We start from the raw sequence: 18,333 nt of genomic DNA, 5'->3' as shown, positions 1-18,333 counted from the left end.
CTGATCGGGGGGTGGGCCTGACTATAGGAGCGGCCGCAATACCCGTCAATTGGTGGCCCTTAGGCTCCGCGAGCGCCTGCATCCACTGCGTGGCGCTTGCTGAACAGCACCACACTCACCACCCCCACCGCGCCCATCACCACGCAATAACCCACGCAAATCCACGGGCTGGTCGGCATCAGTGCGATCAGCATCAAGGGCGTGGTGCTCGCCCACAGCGCGTAGGCAATGTTGTAGGTGAAGGAAATGCCTGACACCCGCACCGGCGCCGGGAACAGTCCGACCATCACCGACGGCACTGCGCCGACCACGCCGCAGCTCAAGCCTGCCACGGCATATGCCGCGCCGAGCCAGACGCCACCGGCGATCAGACTGGCGTATAACACGGCGATCCCCAGTGGCAGCAACAGGCTGTAGACCAGCACCGCGCGCCAGGCGCCGATGCGGTCCACCAGCAGGCCGGCGAGTACGCAACCGATGTTCAGGAACACAATGCCCAGCGCGCTCAGGGCGAAGGTGTGGCTGGGCGTCATGCCGAAGGTTTTCTGCATCATGGTCGGGGTGATGACCACCAGCACCACCACGGCGGAGGTGAGCACGCAGGTGAGGATCATCGCCGGCAGCAACACGCGGCGATGGTCGCGCAATACGGTGCGCAGCGGCAGTTCGGCGGCGGCTTGGCGGCGCGCCTGCATGTCGAGGAATACCGGGGTTTCGTTGAGCCAGCGGCGCAGCCACACGCCGATCACGCCGAAGACGCCGCCGAGCAAGAAGGGGAAGCGCCAGGCGTAGTCGAGGATCTCCGCCGGGGTGAAGATTTGCGCCAGCAGCGTGGCGGTCAGTGCGCCGAGCAGGTAGCCGAAGGTCAGGCCGGCTTGCAAGAAGCCCAAGGCGTAACCGCGGTGATGGGGCGGCGCGTGCTCAGCGACAAAGGTCCAGGCGCTGGGCACTTCACCGCCCACCGCCGCACCTTGCAGCACGCGCAGCGCCAGCAGGATCAGCGGTGCGAAATAGCCGATTTGCGCGTAGGTCGGCATGATCCCGATCAGCAGGCAGGGCAAGGCCATCATCAGGATGCTCAGGCTGAACACGCGCTTGCGCCCCAGGTGATCGGCGAAGTGCGCCATCAGGATGCCGCCCAGCGGGCGCGCGAGGTAGCCGGTGACGAAGATCCCGAAACTTTGCAGCAGGCGCAGCCACTCGGGCATTTCCGGCGGGAAGAACAGTTGGCTGAGGGTCAGCGCGAAAAACACGAAAATGATGAAGTCGTAGATTTCCAGGGCACCGCCGAGGGCGGCCAGACCCAGGGTTTTGTAGTCGGAGCGGGAAAAACGCTGCGCCTGGGCAAGCGAGGTGGCAGTCATGTTGAGGCTCGGCAGACAAACAAAATGGCGTGCAGGTTATGAGCTGCGCCGGATGATGGCAATCGCGGCGGATATATTTGTTTTCCTCAATGATCGATGAAGATAACTGCATTCCCATATCAATGGCCGTAGCGGAACATGCCGTAAAACTGCCAAAACCATAACAATTACAAGAGGAATGACTCGTGGCCGATGCTATCGAAGAAAGCCGCTATGCCCGATTTGCCCTGCGCTGCTCCAATTTCGCCGAACGCTGGTTTCCCGACTCCTGGGTGTTTGCCGCCCTCGCCGTGATCATTGTCGCCGTGGCGACCCTGGGCATGGGCGCCGCGCCGACCGAAGCCGCCAAGGCGTTTGGCGATGGGTTCTGGAGCCTGATCCCGTTCACCATGCAGATGGCCTTCGTGGTGATCGGCGGTTACGTGGTCGCCAGTTCGCCACCGGCGGTGAAACTGATCGACCGCCTGGCGCGCATCCCGAAGAACGGCCGCTCGGCCGTGGCTTGGGTGGCGTTGATTTCCATGGTTGCCTCGTTGCTCAACTGGGGGCTGTCCCTGGTGTTCGGCGGTTTGCTGGTGCGCGCATTGGCGCGGCGCACGGACTTGCGCATGGACTACCGCGCTGCCGGTGCCGCGGCCTACCTGGGGCTCGGCGCGGTATGGGCGCTGGGGCTGTCGTCGTCGGCCGCGCAGTTGCAGGCCAACCCGGCCAGTCTGCCGCCGTCGATCCTGTCGATCACCGGGGTGATCCCGTTCACCGACACCATCTTCCTGTGGCAATCCGGCGTGCTGCTGCTGGCGCTGATCGTGGTCTCGCTGATCATCGCCTACGCCACCGCGCCCGGCCCGAACAGCGCCCGTGACGCCAAGGCCTGCGGGGTCGACCCGGCCTTCAACCTGCCCACGCCGCAGGCCCCGACACGCCCGGGCGAATGGCTGGAACACAGCCCGGTGCTGACGATCCTGCTGGCGGTGCTGGCGGCAGGTTGGTTGTTCCACGAGTTCTCGACCAAACCGGCGATCAGCGCGATTTCCGGGCTGAACACCTATAACTTCCTGTTCATCATGGTCGGCGCGTTGCTGCACTGGCGCCCGCGCAGTTTTCTGGACGCGGTCGCCCGCGCGGTGCCGACCACCACCGGCGTGCTGATCCAGTTCCCGCTGTACGGCTCGATTGCCGCGCTGATGACGGTGGTCAAGGGCGGCGACGGCCAGACCCTGGCTCACCATATCTCGACCTTCTTCACCTCCATCGCCTCCCACGACACCTATGCCCTGTTGATGGGCGTGTACTCGGCGGTGCTGGGTTTCTTCATCCCGTCGGGCGGCGGCAAGTGGATCATCGAAGCGCCCTACGTGATGCAAGTGGCCACTGACCTGCAATACCACCTGGGCTGGGCCGTGCAGATCTACAACGCGGCCGAGGCGCTGCCGAATTTGATCAACCCGTTTTATATGCTGCCGTTGCTGGGCGTGTTGGGGCTGAAGGCGCGGGATCTGATCGGGTTTTCGTTCGTGCAGTTGCTGGTACACGCGCCGTTGGTGTTGTTTCTGTTGTGGGCGCTGGGGACGACGTTGAAGTATTTGCCGCCGGTGATGCCTTAAACGCAGCGGCAAGCTTGAGGTTTGTAGCTCCAGGCTTTCCGCTTAAAGCGTGTAACTTCAAGCTGTCTTCCCTGCGTCACATTCCACTGCTACCGTCCTGGCGAAATATCTTGCAACAAACCGCCAGCAAGGACTCCCGCAATGAGTGACGAGCACGAAGACCGCCCGGCCCCCGATTCCATCGATCAACCGCCGGTAGACACCAGCCGGCGGCGCTTCCTCGGCGGCGCAGCAGTGCTGGGGGTGGGCGCGACCTTGAGTGCCTGCGGCAATCCCGGCGACGCGCCGGGCAAACCGCTGCCTCGGCCGCTCACGCCGCAGGAGTTGGATAAGGCATTACACGACCAAGTGAAAACCGTCGTGGTGATCTACGCCGAAAACCGCAGCTTCAACAACCTGTTTGCCGATTTCCCCGGGCTGGAGAAACCGCTGTCGGCGTTGTCTCCCGCCGACTATCAGCAGCGCGACCGCGACGCCAGCGTATTGACCACCCTGCCCCCGGTGTGGGGTGGTGTGTTGCAAGTCGGCTCGCAAAGCGTCGACGGGGTGACCTACCCCAGCGAAGTGCAATTCCAGGAAAACCTGCCCAACGCCCCGTTCGCCCTCAAGGGCCCGAACGCCGAAGACCTGCCCTTGAGCCTGGTCACCCGGGATTTGTGGCACGTGTTCTACCAGAACCAGATGCAGATCAACGGCGGCAAGAACGACAATTTCGTCGCCTGGGCCGACTCCGGCGGCCTGGTGATGGGGCATTACGCCCAGAGCCGTTATTCCCTGCGCCTGTGGGACGTGGCCAAGGAGTTTGTGCTCTGCGATAACTTCTTCCAGGGCGCATTTGGCGGCTCGTTCCTCAACCACCAATACCTGATCAGCGCGACCGCGCCGGTTTATCCGAACGCCGCGCAGTCGGTGGCCAAGGCGCAGATCGCCACGCTGCAAAGCGACGATCCCACCGACCCACGCCTCAAGCCCCTGGACAAATCCCCGGCCAGCGCCATGAGCGGCCCGCCGCAGTTCGGCCCGAGCGCGCTGACCCCGGACGGTTACGCCGTGAACACCCTGGCCCCGCCCTACTGGCCGACCTGGATTCGCGACCCGCAAAACCCGGACTACGCCAAGCCCGACCTGCCCAACGTGCTGGTGCCGCAGACCCACGAACACATCGGTGACAAGCTGTCGAAAAAGAACATCGACTGGGCCTGGTACGCCGGGGCCTGGCAAGCGACGCTGGAACAGTTCAAGGACTCGGGCGGCATTCCGAAGATCCCCAACTTCCAGTACCACCACCAGCCGTTCAACTACTTCAAGCAACAGGGCCCGGAAAACCGCGCGGAGCGTGACAAGCGCCTGCGCGACGCGGGCCTGGGCGATGAGTCGAGCACCAACAAGTTCTTTGCCGACGCGCAGGCGGGCAAGCTGCCCGCCGTGACCTTCTACAAACCCCAGGGCAACCTCAACATGCACGCCGGTTATGCCGACGTAGCCTCGGGCGACCGCCATATCACCCGCGCCCTGAAGGTGCTGCAGGAAAGCCCGCAGTGGAAAAACATGGTGGTGGTGGTGACCGTCGATGAAAACGGCGGCTGGTGGGACCACGTGGCACCGCCCAAGGGCGACCGCTGGGGCCCTGGCACGCGGGTTCCGACGCTGGTGGTGTCGCCGTTCGCGCGCAAAGGCACGGTGGACCATACGGTGTACGACACCGCGTCGATCCTGCGCCTGATCACCCGCGTCTTCCAGTTGGAGACACTGGACGGGCTCAAGCGGCGCGACGACGCCATGATCGCCCGCGGCCAGAAACCGATGGGCGACTTGAGCAATGCGTTGCAGTTCGAGGTGTAGGACGGCTTATCCAATAGCGACACGCCCGGCGATTTTGCACGCGGTTTTCCTGGTCAGCCGCTACTGTGTGGAGGTGGGCTTTCACCCCGCGCAGACGGGCTCTCGCTGACAAGGAATCATCTATGTTTAAACCGACCAGGTTGTCCTTCACCTTGGCCGCACTGATCGCGAGTGCGGTCGTACAGGCCGACATCGACGTACCGCTGGGCAGCACGCAACGGGTTACCCAGTTGTTCGCTTACCCCAATAACTGCAACGTGATCTGCTTCCGGCCGTGGACGCTGGAGCAGACCGTCGAGCACTACCTCAACCAGAGCCTGCAGCGCGACGGTTACAGCCGCGCCAAGGTCAGCGTCAGAAAGCATGACGGCCAGGTCGCGGCGACCTTCAGTGGCGTGCCCGACAACTATGGCCAGCCGCTGACGAGCTTGCTCGCTACCGCCGACCTGGCCTACCAGGGCGCGAGCCGGCTTAACAGCGATGGCAAGTGGGCTTACAACTGGTACTTGTTCCTGCCGCTGGGCATGGCCCTGGAAAACCGCAAAAGCATCGAACTGCTGCACTTTCCGCCAGATTACTCACTGACCCAGGCCCAGGATTACCTGGAATCGGCCACCACCGACCGCTGGGCCGCCCTGCTCGTCGACAATGGCATTCCGGCCACCGAAACCCCGGCCTACCAGACCATCATCGACATCGCCCCGATCGCCGCGCCGTCCAACGCCGGGAAAGACCTGGAAAACGTCTACAGCTACTTCACCGACTACCAGACACGCATGGTCAAGGAACTGAGCCTGCCGCCCAAAGGTGCGTTGCCGATGGTCGCGTTCGGCGCACCGGTGCGCAGTTGGATCAAGCAACAATACGGGCAAACCGTGGGCGTGCTGGGCCTGGCGCAGATCAGCCCGATCCCCGGCAAAACCGTCTCGGTCCTGGGCGCCAACCACCCCAGTTACATCTGGTACGCGGCAAGCCCCGACACGTATGACGGTAACGAGCAGAAGGCCGACGAGGCCGGTTTGAAAGTGATGGGCCAGGATTTGAGCGCCGCCTGCTGGCAAGCCGGAATGGGCCAGAAACCGGCGAGCGATGCGAATGTGCTGCTCAAGGCGTGCATGAACACCTGGCAGGTCACGCGTAAAGAACAGACCTGCGAATTGTTCTACACCTCGGTGCGCAACCTGACCCCGGAACAGGCCAACGCCAAATGCGCCACGTCCGCGATCAAAGCCCAGCTCAAACAGCTGAAAGACGCCGCGCCCACCCCGACGATCAGCGCCCCGGCGCTGTAAAAACGCAAAAAAAAACCGATTTCTACTGTCAAAGTTGACAGTAGAAATCGGCGTTATGTTCAGCGAGTCTTGATCCGGGCCCATCCGCTGCAAGACTGGCAGTCAGACACCACCCGCAGGTCGATGCAGCCCAACCCAGGAGAGTTATGAAAACTCGCGCCATGGATAAGGCTGTAAACCCTGTGAATGACTGCCTTTACCCGTTCAAGACACTGTTCGTCGGGCAGGGCTACCCTTCGTCCAAATACTTCCAGGTCAGCCACGCCAGGGACGGCGCCGGGGCCAGGGTCAAGGCGCGCATCGCCTTTGAGAGTCGCATACGCATTGCCAAGGTCTCCGGCTACGCGGTGAACGAGCGACGCCCGCACACCTTGCAACTGTCGCCGCGCATCCACTTGTACGACTGTTGGTTCTGCGGCCTGCTGCGCCACTCCTGCAACCCGAATGTATTTTTGGACACCACCTACCTGGAACTCTGGACCGTGCAGCCCATCGCGGCCGGCGCCCTGTTGACCCTGGATTACGCCAGCACCGAGGACGCGCTGTTCCGGCAGTTCGCGTGCCAATGCGGCGAGCTGAACTGCCGGGGCTGGATCACCGGCAGCCAGGAGCCGCTGAACGCCGAAGGGCAGACGTTCATGACCCTGTGGCGCGAGCGCAAGCGCCCTTAGGCTTCACCCAGCGGGCGCAAGCGATACTGCGGCGGCAACTGCTCAAAACCAGTGATGGTGGTGTTCAAGCTCTTCCAGCGGCCATCCTTGATGCCGTAGATGCAACCGTGGATCGACAGGCTCTGCCCCCGGTGCCAGGCGTTTTGCACGATGCTGGTATGACCGACGTTGGCCACCTGCTGAACCACGTTCAATTCGCAGAGGCGGTCGACGCGCTCTTCCTCAGTCGGCAACTTGGCCAGCAGATCGCGGTTTTCGTAGTAGAGGTCGCGAATAGTGCGCAGCCAGCCGTCGATCAGGCCGAACTGACGGTCCTGCATCGACGCCCGCACACCGCCGCAGCCATAGTGGCCGGTGACCAGGATGTGTTTGACCTTGAGCACATCGACGGCGTACTGAATCACCGACAGGCAGTTAAGGTCGGTGTGCAGCACCACGTTGGCCACATTACGGTGTACGAACAGATCACCCGGCAGCATGCCGACGATTTCGTTGGCCGGTACGCGGGCGTCGGAACAGCCGATCCACAGGTATTCCGGTGCTTGCTGGCGGGCCAGTTTGGCGAAGAATTCGGGATCTTCCTGTTTGATCGCATCCGCCCAGCGTTCGTTGTTATCAAGCAGCTCTTGTAGTTCGTTCATCAGGGAAAGCCTCAGGAATGATGCGCAGCTTTGACAGACGACCGCCCGTCCGGGTCACGCCCGGAATAAAGATAGACGGCAGGCGATGACTTGAATCTTGGTGCGCCAGGCCTGTCCACACACTATAAGCCCCACAGTATGAGGATTGGCCATGACTGAATCACGACGTCCATACGGCGCTACACAGCCGGAACCGATTGATGACAATGAGGATCGCATGGGCTCGGTGCGCGAGCTGGACTTTGACGATCAAGAGCCGACGGCGCAAATTGGCGATGAACTGCCGCTTGTCGAGCGCAAACACCGGATGCGCGATAAACGGGTGGGCGAGGCCGAGACGACCGATGACGAGATGAGCCCGGAGAACCTGATCCGCGAGGACGGCGCACGGGATGCACAGGAAGAAGGCGAAGGCGAACAGGCCGATTGGGACCTGAGCATCGTGAATGAAGATGACATCGGCGGCGGCAACGGGTTGGATGAGGCCGAATTGGCCGACCTCGACCCTGTAGACGGCAACCGCTGACACCCCGTAGATCCAAATGTGGGAGGGGCTGGCTCCCACATGGGTTGCGTGTTCAGTCGACGAGGGTGCAGGCCATCACGACCGCATCTTCGCGACCGCCGACGGCTGGGTAGTAATCGCGCCGACGGCCGATTTCATTGAAGCCATAGCGTTCATACAGCCGGAACGCGCCGGCATTGCTGTCACGCACTTCGAGGAAACATTCCCGTGCGCTGGCGGCATAGGCGCGGGACATCAGGTGCTCGAGCAGCGCCAGGCCGAGACCGCGGCCCTGGTTTTCCGGTTTGACGGTGATGTTCAGCAAATGCGCTTCATCGATGATGATCTGCACCACCCCGTGGCCCACTTGCTGCTCACCTTCGAACATCAGCCAGATCTGGTACTTGCCCAGCCCGTCGAGAAAGATCCCGCGGGTCCAGGGGTGGCTGTATGCCGCATATTCGATTTTCAGCACGGCGTCGAGGTCGGCCTCGGTCATCGGGCGGAAGGATAAAGCCTCACTCATCGATTGTTTTCCAGCGCGCCATCAGCCGGCGCATGGCTTGCCAGACATCAGCCTTACGCTGTGGCTCTTCCATTAATAATTCCAGGCCCGGCAGGGCCCATACCGAGCCCAGGCCTTCGACCTGCAGCTCGCGGTACCAGACTTCGGCATCGGCTTCGCCTGCAAACCGCACGGCGGGCAGGCCGATCAGCCACAGGCACACGCAGGGTTCGTCTTCCAGGCGTGCCGACACAAAACCTTGCACAAAATCCCGCGCGGCGTCCGGGCCCTGGTCCATGGTGCCGCGCACCAGCAACGGCCAGCGCACCGGGTCGCCGACGATTTGCGGGCTGTCGGGCAGGCCGGCAGCGCGCAGCATGTCCTTGAGCAGCATGTAGGCCGGATCGCGGGTCTGGAAGCGCTCGCCGGTAGGCAGCTCGACCAGCAACAGGCAACGCCCGGCCCGCAGCAATTGCAGGGCAAACCGCGGCGGTGGGACGACAGGCGCCTTGACCACCGGGGCCACCTCTTCAGCCACCGCCGGCTTGGCCATCGGCGACGGGCGTGGCACCTCGACCTTGGCGCGTTCGACCACCGGCCGCGTCGGCGGCTCAGGCTTGACCACCGCCACGGGCGCAGCCGCCTCCTCGCCCGACGTTTCCAATCCGTCATCGGGCTCGAGCGCCTGCAGCAGCTCGGGCCGCGACGGGGCGGCAAACGGCAGTTCGGTGCGGGGCAGCCAGTTGACCACCTGCATGGCAGTCAAGTAAGCGCGACGTCGGGACTCGATAAGCACAGCTCGGCCACTTGTGGATAAGTAAAGAGCGGGGATTCTACCGCTGTTCGGTAACAATCGCCCACTGCGCACTGACCGGCTGTGGATAAATCCCGCGCCTGATGCAGTACAATCGCGACTTTTAATCGCCAACCAGCCGGCCATTCCCATGATCGAACCCAAGCGCGTCCTGCGCGCCCTCGCCGAACACTGGGCCTTACTTGAGCCACTGTGCGAACACTTCGACCAAGGCACCCTGAGCCTCGGCGAGCTGCGCGCACAACTGGCCGCCCAACAACTGGACAGCACGCCCCAGGACATCACCAGCCTGCTGGACGTGTGGATTCGCCTGGATATCCTGGTGCCTGTCGCCAAGAGCCCGAACCGTTTCGAGCTCAATGCGCAGATCCACGACTTCCTCGCCTATCTTCGCAAGGAGCACCGGCTTGGCCTGTGCCTGGAAATCGAAGCCTACCTGCGCCACCTCGAGCGCCTGGCCGGTTATATCCAGGACGCCTTCGACATCCGTGACGGCCACGACCTGGCCCGGCAACTGCGCCTGCTCGACATGCGCGTGCGCGACGTGCTGAAAAAACTCGCCAACGACGAACAAGCCCTCGCCGCCGTGGCCGACCGCGCCAAGACCAGCGACCGGCAGATCCCGTTGCGTCAGCGCTACGCCGAAGTGCTGGCGACCTGGGACGAATACGTCGAACCGATGATCCAACTGGTGAACGCCGACGGCGCCTTCGAACAAGGCGTGCGCAAGGTCGAAAACGTGCTGCTGCGCCTGCTCACCGAGCAGCAGCGCCTCGGCCATCTGGTCGACGACGACATGCTGTTGCGCACCCACGCACGCATCCTCGAAATGCAGACCAGCGCCCAGTTGACCCTGCGTCACGCCCGCGAGCTGCTGCTGCCGCTGCGTGAAGAAGCGCGTCGGCACAACGCCGTGACCCGTGGCGCCGCGCTGGCGCTGTCGGCCATTCGCCGTAAAGGCCTGGACGCGGTGCCGCAGGCCGCGATGCCGATGTTCACCCGGCCGCAAAGCACCTTCCTCGGCAGCGCCAGCCAGGTCGAGGCCTACGTGTACGCCCTGGCGAACTTCGAGCCGAAACCGGCGCGCTTCCCCAAGGCGCACAAATCCCATAAAGGCGAAGCCCAGCGCGCACCGCGCACGGTCAAGGAAATGCTCGAACGCTGCGAAGACGCGCTGCCGATGCCGGACCTGATGACCTGGCTGCTGGAACAGGAACCGGACGGCGCCACCGACGAATTGCTCTACTGGTTCTCGCGCCTATCCCGCGAAAAACGCTTCAAGCGCGAGCGCCTGGAACGCCGCGATTACCACACACACGAGCATCAGGTCAGCCTGCGCTCATTCGCCCTGCTCCCGGCCACGCCCGACGCCGCCGAGAATTCTGCGAGCACCCCTTATGCATCTTGATCTATCCGAACTGTCCCAGCTGGCGCCGATCTTTCGCGAGCTGTTCAAGGGTTACCACGTCAGCCGCCGCGACCCGGAGCTGTACGCGCAACTGTCGAATTTCCAGGACCAGTACCGCACGCTGTTCAAGGCCCTGGGCTTTGAACTGGTGTGCGATACCCGTGGTTTCTATTACTTCGTGCCGGATTCGGCCATCGCCAGCGCGCAGGTGAACAAGACCGCGCAGCGCCTGGCGCTGTTCACCTTCATCATCGTCGAGCACCTGGCCGACCAGGGCCGCGACCCGATTGCCGTGCTCGACGGCGGCAGCCTCGGCCGCGATGAACTGCCGTCGCTGCTGGAAAAATACCGCGACCTGTTTATCCAGGCCGAAGTGCAAACCCAGGAAGAGCTCGAAGAGAAAATCATGCGCCGCATGACCCAACTGGGTTTTGCCAGCGAAGAAAACGGCATCTATCGCTTCCTGCCGCCGATGCATCGCTTCCTCGATGTGTGCCTGTCGGTGCAACAGGACCGCGACCTCGCGGCCAGCATCCACAGCGTGCTGCCATTGCCGACACCGGTGATCATCGACGAAGACAGCGATGAAAAACTGCTGAAGACCGATGACCCGCTGGACTTGAGCGACTTTGCCGACGAAAGCGAAGAAGACGCCCTGGCCCGCGCCATTGCCGAAGAACAGGAGACCGACGCATGAGCAAGGAACGCTACGGCATCCGCCGCTTCGCCCTATTGAATACCGCCGGCTACAGCCTCGGTTTGTTCCCGCTAGAAGAGCCGCTGTCGGTGTACGGCGCGAACAACCTGGGTAAATCCGCATCGATCAACGCCTTGCAGTTCCCGATCCTGGCGCGCATGTCGGACATGAGTTTCGGCAAGTACACCCTGGAACAATCGCGGCGCTTCTACTTCGCCACCGACACCAGCTACATCCTCGTGGAAGTCTCCCTGCCCCACGGCCCGCATGTGATCGGCGTGGTCGGGCGCGGCCCGGGCGGTGGTTTCGGTCACCAGTTCTTTGCCTACGCCGGTAAGCTCGACCTGGCCCACTACCAGAAAAACGACACCTGCCTGCGCCAGAAAGAGCTGTTCACCAACCTGGAGCGCGAGGGCCTGAAAGCCTACGAACTCAAGCCCGATGAACTACGCCGTTTGCTGGTCGGCGGCCACACGTCGATCCCGCTGGACCTGACGCTGATCCCGCTGCGTTCCACCAGCGAACAGAGCCTGAAGACCTTCCGCGCGCTGTTTATCAACCTGCTGCACATGCGCGAAATCACCGCAGCCAAGCTCAAGCAATTGTTCCTCGATGCGTTTGAGCACAGCCTGCGCTCCGGCAGTGTCGATTACATCGCCGCGTGTGAAGAAGCCTTCCGCGACGTGCGACGCATGGAGCAGGACTACAACTCCCTGGTCGCCGCCGGCCCGCTGGTCGAGGCCCTGGCCAATGGCGTGAAACAACGCGACATCCTGCGCGGCAAATTGCATCGCCTGTCGCCGCTGTTGGACTCGCTGCTGGGCACCTGGTCGGACTACGCCAGTGCGCGCAAGGAAGAGCTGACCATCCAGGCCGAGCACTACCGCAACGAGCAGGACGCGTTGCAGCACGACCAACGTGGCGGCACCCAGGAGCTGATGCGCCTGGAGCGCGAAATCAGCGGTATCCAGCGTTGGCTGGGCGAGCTGTCGGTGCTCAAGCATCGCTTTGCGCTGGTCGATGATGTCAGGGTGCTGGAACAGCAACTGCTGGCAGCCAAGGATGCCCACGATGAACTCGCCGGCGCCCTGGCGCAGTCGCGGCAGTTCAGCGCCGAGGACTTGGACGAGCGCCTGCGCGAGCTGGAAAAACGCCTGAAGTCGGTCAAGCAACAGCTCGATCACGCAGACAACAACAGCTACGCCAAGCTGCGCGAAGAATTCTCACAGCAAGATGTCGAGCGTCTGATGCGTCTGTTCAACAGTTCGCTGTTCAGCCTGCCGCTGGGTGAACATGGCATCACGCTGGATGAGGACGGCCAGTGGGTCAAATCCCTGGAGCTGATCCTCGATGGTTTCAAGGGCGAGCGCTTTGAAGTGCCGGGGCTGTCGATCGACATCTCCCACATCGAGCCGCCCGCCTTGCAGGCCCTGGCGGATCGTGCGGCGTTGCGCGACCAGAAAGAGCGCCTGGAAAAAGAACTCAAGCAGCTCAAGACGCAGCAGGCGGTGGCCTCTGACCGCGCCGCGAGCAAAACCCAGACCGAAGCGCTGTACCAGCAAGTGCTGGACGCGCAAAAGGCCCTGGAGGATTTCCGCCGTGCGCAAACCCTGAGCGCCGAAGAAGGCGAGAAGCTGGAACAGCTGGCGCAGATGGAAGCCGCCCAGGATGAATTGAAACGCTCCAGCGATGCGTTCACCGAACGTGTCCAGCAACTGTCGGCCAAGCTGCAACTGGTCGGTCGCCAGATCGGCGATATGGAAGCCAAGCAACGCACCCTGGATGACGCTTTGCGCCGTCGCCAGTTGCTGCCGGCGGACTTGCCGTTCGGCACGCCGTTCATGGACCCGGTCGACGATTCCATGGACAACCTGCTGCCGCTGCTCAATGACTATCAGGACAGTTGGCAAGGCTTGCTGCGCGCTGATGGCCAGATCGAAGCGCTGTATGCCCAGGTTCGCCTCAAGGGCGTGGCCAAGTTCGACAGCGAGGATGACGTGGAGCGGCGCCTGCAACTGCTGATCAACGCCTATGCTCACCGTACCGACGAAGCCCTGACCCTGGGCAAGGCACGGCGCGCGGCGGTCACCGATATCGCACGGACCTTGCGCAATATCCGCAGCGACTACGACAGCCTGGAACACCAACTGGCCTTGTTCAACCGCGAGATCAACAAGCGCCAGGTGTCGAACCTGCAGAGTTTCCGCATCGTGCTGGCACCGAACAAGGAAGCGCTCAAGCATATCGACCAGATCATCCACAGCGCCGGTCAGTACGAAGAAGGCGAAACCCTGTCGGTGTTCGACTTGAGCCAGAGCGCCGAGCAGGACAACAAGAACGAAGAGGCCAAGGAATACCTGGCGCGCCTGGTGGCGGCCAACCACAACCAGTTGGGCCTCAAGGACTTGTTCGAGCTGGCGTTCGAGATCACCAAGGTGCATGGCCAGCCGGTGATTCACACCGACATCGATGGCGCGGCGTCCAACGGCACCACCATGACCATCAAGGCGCTGACCAACATGTATTTGTTGCTGCACTTGATGGACCGCGACCAGGCCGGGCGCGTGCGCTTGCCGTACTACCTCGACGAAGCGGCCGACATCGATGAGAAGAACCAGGCGGCGCTGCTGGAGACCAGCCTGCAATTGGGCTTCGTGCCGATCCTGGCGAGCGTGAAGCCGCAGGTATCGGCCCAGGTGGCGATCGACCTGGAAGGCGGCAGCGGGCCGAACGGGATCTACATTGATGAGGCGGACTGGAAGTACATCCGGCGCCATGATGCGGTGAAGGCAACGGTGACTGTGCAGGCGGATGAGCCGGAGTTGGATGAGGTCTGACGTTCGGCGGTGAAATGCCAAAAGGCCGCGATCTTATGGATCGCGGCCTTTTTTGTGGGCTGGGGTTTGGTGGTGTTTTTGAGGGCCTCATCGCGGGCAAGCCCCCTCCCACAAGTGACCGCGTTTATCCTGTAGGAATGCGCTCATCTGTGGGAGGGGGCTTGCCCGCGATAGCCGCGCCTCGGCCTACTTGCCCAGCGGAATCTTAGGCGCCCAGGTCAGCCACTCATCCTCAAACTTGTCGAACAGCGGGAAGGTTTGCTGCGGCCGCGCGGCGCTGCCCATGCGTTCGCCATCGGGCGTGGCGAAGGCGATGCCGCCGGCAACCAGGGTTTCCAGGGACTCGGTGCGTACCGTCGCGCCTTTGAACAGGCCGAAGTCGAGACCAAAACCGCTGCTGTTCCAGAAGCGGCTGCCGCTGCGCACCAACGCCGCGTACTTGGGCTCGATCAGGATGTGGATCAGCACGCGGTCGGCGGTCTGGCCCAATTCGTAGCCGGTGACTTTGCCCACAGTGACTTCGCGGTAAGTGACGGGCACGCCTTCTTTGAGCGAACCACGGCGTGCGGCACTCAGTACCAGGCTCAGGCCAGCCTCCTGATGAACGGCTTCGGGCGGCTGGTCCAACGCGACGAAGCTCTTCTGCGGCCCGGCGTTTTTCAGCGCGGGCAGTACTTCGATGTATTGGCCGGTGACCAGGGTTTCCAGGTTCGAGGTTTTCATCAGGCCCAGTTCCGGCTTGACCACCCAGAACTGGCTGCCGACGCGTGCGATGCGATCCGTCACCTGGGTGATGCGCGCACCGAGCAGCACCGATTGCAGATCGGCGCTGAGGTCGACGCTCTCGATCTTACCGACGTCCAGGCCTTTGAAACGCACCGGGGTGCCGGGGCGCAGGCCGTCGGCGCGGTCGACTTTGATAGTCACCAGGGTGCCACTCTGATTGGCCGTTTCACGATCGGCGAACAGGCGGAAACGCGGGATACGTTTTTTCAGCGGCACGTTCGGTTCCGGCGTTTCAAAGGCGATACCGCCGGACATCAGGCTGGCCAGGGATTCGCTTTTCACCTGGATACCGCCGGTGAGGCCGCCGGTCAGGGTCACGCCGCTGGCGTTCCAGAAACGCGTCGAACCATTGACCAGGTTGGCGTACTCCTTCTCGATATGGACGCCGATCACCAGTTGCTTGTTTTTGCGCGAGAACTGGTAGCTCTGCACCGAGCCGACCTTGACCTGCTTGTAGAGGATCGGGCTGCCGACATCCAGGGAGCCGAGGCTATCGGTGAACAGCACCATGTGCAGGCCAGGGGAACGCAGGTCCAAGGGCGGCGCCTTGGCTCGAGCCACGTATTCCCGTTGGGGCGGAGAACCTTTGTCACCGGGGCGAACCGCGATGTAGTTACCTTTGACCAACGCCTCGAGCCCAGTGATACCAGCCAGGGAAATCGACGGCTTGACCACCCAGAACTGGGTGTCCTGTACCAGGTAGTCTTCGGCCAATGGGTCAAGGGTCAGCTCGGCGTTGGCGCTGGACAGGTCCGGGTCGATCTTCAGGGTTTTCAGGCTGCCGACCTGGATACCTTTGTACATCACCGGGGTGCGCCCGGCCTGCAGGCCTTCGAAGTCGGTGAGTTTGACCTTGACCTTGATACCGGCGGCGGCGGCGTCGAAGTCTTCATACAGGCGGAAGGGCAGGCTCGAGTCGGTCGGTGGGCTGTCCTTGCGATTCTCCGGGGTGGCGAAGGCGATACCGCCGGCGACGATGCTGGAGAGCGATTCGCTGCGCACCTTCACGCCGGAGAGGTTGGCGTCGATGCTGATGCCGCTGGCGTTCCAGAAACGCGTGTGTTTGCGCACCAGGCTGGCGTAGGTCGGTTCGATGTAGACCTTGATCTCGACGGTGCTCTGGTCCTCGGACAACAGGTAGCTTTTGACCTGGCCGACCTGGATCTGCTTGTAGAACACCGGGCTGCCGCGGTTGAGCGAGCCAAGGCGGTCGGCCTTGATGGTCAGGTGCAGGCCTGGCTTGGCGTCGGACAAGGGCGGTTCTTCGGACAGCGCCTTGAATTTGCGTGTGGGCTCACCGTCGCCGGGGCTGGCGGCAATGTAGTTCCCTGACACAAGGGTCTCCAGGCCGGTGATGCCGGCGAGGCTGACGCTGGGTTTGACCAGCCAGAAGCGCGTATTGGTCTTGAGGTATTGCTCGACGTCCTTGTTCATCTCGATGGTGGCAATCACCCCGCGATTGTTGCCTTCGTCGTCCAGGGCCAGGGTCTTGACCTTGCCCACGGGCATGCCTTTGTAGACTACTTCGGTCTTGTTGACCTGGATGCCTTCGCCGCTTTCGAAGCGTACCTGGATCTCGATGCCTTGCTGAGAATAGGCACGCCAGCCCAACCAACCGCCGATGATCAGGGCGATCAGGGGCAGTACCCAAATAGCCGACCAGTTGGAAGCCGGGCGGGTTTTAGCTTTAGGCAAATCACTCATGGTCGTCGTCCGACTCCGTGTTATCCCAAATCAGTCGGGGATCAAAAGTTACTGCGGCAAGCATCGTCAAGATCACCACACTGGCGAACGCCGCCGCGCCGAGGTTGGCCTCGACACTGGCAAGCCGTCCAAAGTTTACAACCGCCACCAGGATGGCGATCACGAAGATATCCAGCATGGACCAGCGGCCGATGAATTCGATAAAGCGGTACATGATAATCCGTTGTTGCGCGGACAGCGGTTGGTGACGCTGCACCGAGAACAGTAGCAGACCAATACCTACGAGCTTGAACGTCGGCACCAGGATGCTGGCGATGAACACCACGGCGGCGATGGGGAACATGCCGTGCTGCACCAGTTGGATCACGCCGGACATGATGGTACTGGGATCGCCCTGGCCGAGGGAATTGACGGTCATAATCGGTAACAGGTTGGCCGGGATATAGAGAATCGCAGCGGTGATCAGCAAGGCCCAGGTGCGCGTCAGGCTGTTGGGGCGACGGGCATGGACCAGCGCACCGCAACGGGTGCAGGTTTGCTCATCGGTGTCTGGTTCTTGCTTGTTCAATTCGTGGCATTCGGTACAAATCAGAATGCCTGCATCAATCGCCCGCATGATCATCCTCTCCTGACAGTGCTTGCCAGATCTGGTGGGGCGACATCACCACCTCAAGCAGAACCTGAACCATTAATAGGCTGACGAAGCAGACCAGACCCAGGCCAATCGTGATGGAGGCCATGTCGGCGAGCTTTACGATCGCCACCAGGACGCCCATCAGGTACACCTCCAACATCCCCCAATCTCTCAGGTGATGGTAAATGCGGTAGAGCAGCAGCCCGTAACTGCGACCGATGTTCCAGCGGATGCTGAGCAACACCGCCAATTGGCAGAGCAACTTGAGCAGGGGAATACCCATGCTGCACAGGAACACGACGGCAGCGACGCCGTGCATGCCGGTGTCGAACAGGCCGACGACGCCGGTCCACACGGTGTCCTCCGAGGACTGCCCGAGTAGATTGAGCTGCATGATGGGCAAAAAGTTCGCGGGGATGTACAACAATAGCGCTGCCAAGACTAAGGCCAGGCTTCGTTCGACGACGTTGTGGCGATGTGCGTACAGCTCGTAACCGCAGCGCGGGCACTGGGCTTTTTCGCCGAGGGCGAGCACAGGTTTGCGCATCAATAAATCGCACTCATGGCATGCCACCAGGTCGTCCAGGGGTAAATCCGACACCTTGGGGGCATCAACCGGATCGGGCATAGATAGGGCTCGGACGCTAAAAAAAGGTTAGGTACCTATTCTAGTGGTCTGGTTCAGAAATAACTGCGCAATTTTATCGAGTACCGAGGGGGGCGAGCCACTTGACCCTTTCCGACCGCCCAAAACAAAACCCCTGTCTGCATAAGCAAACAGGGGTTCTGGAATTTAATCTTGACGATGACCTACTCTCACATGGGGAAACCCCACACTACCATCGGCGATGCATCGTTTCACTGCTGAGTTCGGGATGGGATCAGGTGGTTCCAATGCTCTATGGTCGTCAAGAAATTCGGGTACTGAGTCGTGGCCAGCTGGCCTCGCTTCAGAAAATTGGGTATGTGATAGCTTTCGGTGTTTTGTAAGAGTCGAACTTTCGGTTCGTTTCGTCTTCACACACCGCA

At 62.0% G+C, this 18,333-nt stretch carries 15 protein-coding genes and 1 rRNA gene; 8 read left to right on the top strand and 8 right to left on the bottom strand.

Going from position 1 to position 18,333, the window contains the following annotated elements; all coding sequences use genetic code 11:
- Positions 1–59: 59 nt before the first annotated feature.
- Entirely contained in the window at positions 60–1,364 is a 1,305-nt protein-coding gene (locus tag NR164_RS18255; RefSeq protein ID WP_128191653.1) for an MFS transporter, read from the bottom strand.
- Positions 1,365–1,549: 185 nt separating this feature from the next.
- Between NR164_RS18255 and NR164_RS18250 the strand changes: the two genes are divergently transcribed.
- The 4 genes from NR164_RS18250 (at position 1,550) to NR164_RS18235 (ending at position 6,773) form a co-directional block, all read left to right on the top strand.
- Complete coding sequence (locus tag NR164_RS18250; protein WP_017844502.1) at positions 1,550–2,968, top strand: short-chain fatty acid transporter; 1,419 nt, start codon at positions 1,550–1,552, stop codon at positions 2,966–2,968.
- Positions 2,969–3,109: 141 nt separating this feature from the next.
- Positions 3,110–4,810 carry an acid phosphatase gene (gene acpA / locus NR164_RS18245; RefSeq protein ID WP_017844504.1) on the top strand — a complete coding sequence of 567 codons (1,701 nt, stop codon included), beginning with the start codon at positions 3,110–3,112 and terminating at the stop codon, positions 4,808–4,810.
- 122 nt (positions 4,811–4,932) lie between these two features.
- A complete protein-coding gene (locus tag NR164_RS18240; protein ID WP_057005635.1) occupies positions 4,933–6,102 on the top strand; it encodes a hypothetical protein in 1,170 nt (389 codons plus the stop codon).
- Between the two features lie 146 nt (positions 6,103–6,248).
- Entirely contained in the window at positions 6,249–6,773 is a 525-nt protein-coding gene (locus tag NR164_RS18235) for an SET domain-containing protein-lysine N-methyltransferase (protein ID WP_256823063.1), read from the top strand.
- Here the strand turns inward: NR164_RS18235 and can are convergent.
- Complete coding sequence (gene can, locus NR164_RS18230; protein ID WP_017844507.1) at positions 6,770–7,414, bottom strand: carbonate dehydratase; 645 nt, start codon at positions 7,412–7,414, stop codon at positions 6,770–6,772. The two genes, NR164_RS18235 and can, sit on opposite strands and share 4 nt — an antisense overlap.
- Positions 7,415–7,565: 151 nt before the next feature.
- Here can and NR164_RS18225 point away from each other — a divergent pair, with 151 nt between their 5' ends.
- A complete protein-coding gene (locus NR164_RS18225; protein WP_256823062.1) occupies positions 7,566–7,940 on the top strand; it encodes a serine kinase/phosphatase in 375 nt (124 codons plus the stop codon).
- A gap of 52 nt (positions 7,941–7,992) precedes the next feature.
- On the opposite strand, the gene rimI is transcribed toward NR164_RS18225, so the two are convergent.
- On the bottom strand, positions 7,993–8,445 hold the full coding sequence (gene rimI / locus NR164_RS18220; protein WP_079442761.1) for a ribosomal protein S18-alanine N-acetyltransferase: 453 nt from the start codon (positions 8,443–8,445) through the stop codon (positions 7,993–7,995).
- On the bottom strand, positions 8,438–9,181 hold the full coding sequence (locus tag NR164_RS18215) for an energy transducer TonB (protein ID WP_256823116.1): 744 nt from the start codon (positions 9,179–9,181) through the stop codon (positions 8,438–8,440). Before NR164_RS18215 ends, rimI begins: the two co-directional genes overlap by 8 nt.
- A gap of 187 nt (positions 9,182–9,368) precedes the next feature.
- Here NR164_RS18215 and mksB point away from each other — a divergent pair, with 187 nt between their 5' ends.
- Genes mksB through mksF form a run of 3 tightly spaced genes read left to right on the top strand, consistent with a single transcriptional unit; the run spans position 9,369 to position 14,180 of the window.
- The gene (mksB, locus tag NR164_RS18210; RefSeq protein ID WP_017844511.1) at positions 9,369–10,646 is read left to right on the top strand and encodes an Mks condensin complex protein MksB; all 1,278 of its coding nucleotides are present in this window, start codon (positions 9,369–9,371) and stop codon (positions 10,644–10,646) included.
- On the top strand, positions 10,636–11,343 hold the full coding sequence (gene mksE / locus NR164_RS18205) for an Mks condensin complex protein MksE (protein ID WP_017844512.1): 708 nt from the start codon (positions 10,636–10,638) through the stop codon (positions 11,341–11,343). The genes mksB and mksE overlap by 11 nt, the downstream gene beginning before the upstream one ends.
- Positions 11,340–14,180 carry an Mks condensin complex protein MksF gene (gene mksF, locus NR164_RS18200; protein ID WP_017844513.1) on the top strand — a complete coding sequence of 947 codons (2,841 nt, stop codon included), beginning with the start codon at positions 11,340–11,342 and terminating at the stop codon, positions 14,178–14,180. Before mksE ends, mksF begins: the two co-directional genes overlap by 4 nt.
- Positions 14,181–14,366: 186 nt before the next feature.
- Here the strand turns inward: mksF and NR164_RS18195 are convergent, their stop codons facing one another.
- The 4 genes from NR164_RS18195 to rrf all read right to left on the bottom strand — a co-directional run bounded on the left by NR164_RS18195 (position 14,367) and on the right by rrf (position 18,217).
- The gene (locus NR164_RS18195) at positions 14,367–16,670 is read right to left on the bottom strand and encodes a PqiB family protein (protein ID WP_046384828.1); all 2,304 of its coding nucleotides are present in this window, start codon (positions 16,668–16,670) and stop codon (positions 14,367–14,369) included.
- Positions 16,663–17,286: a paraquat-inducible protein A gene (locus tag NR164_RS18190; RefSeq protein ID WP_046384829.1), complete on the bottom strand. Its 624-nt coding sequence runs from the start codon at positions 17,284–17,286 to the stop codon at positions 16,663–16,665. The genes NR164_RS18195 and NR164_RS18190 overlap by 8 nt, the downstream gene beginning before the upstream one ends.
- Positions 17,273–17,932 carry a paraquat-inducible protein A gene (locus NR164_RS18185; protein ID WP_046384830.1) on the bottom strand — a complete coding sequence of 220 codons (660 nt, stop codon included), beginning with the start codon at positions 17,930–17,932 and terminating at the stop codon, positions 17,273–17,275. The genes NR164_RS18190 and NR164_RS18185 overlap by 14 nt, the downstream gene beginning before the upstream one ends.
- A gap of 169 nt (positions 17,933–18,101) precedes the next feature.
- Positions 18,102–18,217, bottom strand: a 5S ribosomal RNA gene (gene rrf / locus NR164_RS18180).
- Positions 18,218–18,333 lie beyond the last annotated feature (116 nt).

It is taken from the genome of Pseudomonas sp. Pse79 (assembly GCF_024519615.1).
GTDB classification, from domain to species: domain Bacteria; phylum Pseudomonadota; class Gammaproteobacteria; order Pseudomonadales; family Pseudomonadaceae; genus Aquipseudomonas; species Aquipseudomonas veronii.
This window is presented reverse-complemented; position numbering and strand designations above follow the sequence as displayed.

Coding starts and splice junctions, on each gene's coding strand:
- NR164_RS18240 (WP_057005635.1), top strand. CDS start 4,933: ATGTTTAAACCGACCAGGTTGTCCTTCACCTTGGCCGCACTGATCGCG.
- NR164_RS18185 (WP_046384830.1), bottom strand. CDS start 17,932: ATGCCCGATCCGGTTGATGCCCCCAAGGTGTCGGATTTACCCCTGGAC.
- NR164_RS18195 (WP_046384828.1), bottom strand. CDS start 16,670: ATGAGTGATTTGCCTAAAGCTAAAACCCGCCCGGCTTCCAACTGGTCG.
- NR164_RS18255 (WP_128191653.1), bottom strand. CDS start 1,364: ATGACTGCCACCTCGCTTGCCCAGGCGCAGCGTTTTTCCCGCTCCGAC.
- rimI (WP_079442761.1), bottom strand. CDS start 8,445: ATGAGTGAGGCTTTATCCTTCCGCCCGATGACCGAGGCCGACCTCGAC.
- mksE (WP_017844512.1), top strand. CDS start 10,636: ATGCATCTTGATCTATCCGAACTGTCCCAGCTGGCGCCGATCTTTCGC.
- NR164_RS18235 (WP_256823063.1), top strand. CDS start 6,249: ATGAAAACTCGCGCCATGGATAAGGCTGTAAACCCTGTGAATGACTGC.
- NR164_RS18225 (WP_256823062.1), top strand. CDS start 7,566: ATGACTGAATCACGACGTCCATACGGCGCTACACAGCCGGAACCGATT.
- can (WP_017844507.1), bottom strand. CDS start 7,414: ATGAACGAACTACAAGAGCTGCTTGATAACAACGAACGCTGGGCGGAT.
- mksF (WP_017844513.1), top strand. CDS start 11,340: ATGAGCAAGGAACGCTACGGCATCCGCCGCTTCGCCCTATTGAATACC.
- NR164_RS18215 (WP_256823116.1), bottom strand. CDS start 9,181: ATGCAGGTGGTCAACTGGCTGCCCCGCACCGAACTGCCGTTTGCCGCC.
- mksB (WP_017844511.1), top strand. CDS start 9,369: ATGATCGAACCCAAGCGCGTCCTGCGCGCCCTCGCCGAACACTGGGCC.
- NR164_RS18190 (WP_046384829.1), bottom strand. CDS start 17,286: ATGCGGGCGATTGATGCAGGCATTCTGATTTGTACCGAATGCCACGAA.
- acpA (WP_017844504.1), top strand. CDS start 3,110: ATGAGTGACGAGCACGAAGACCGCCCGGCCCCCGATTCCATCGATCAA.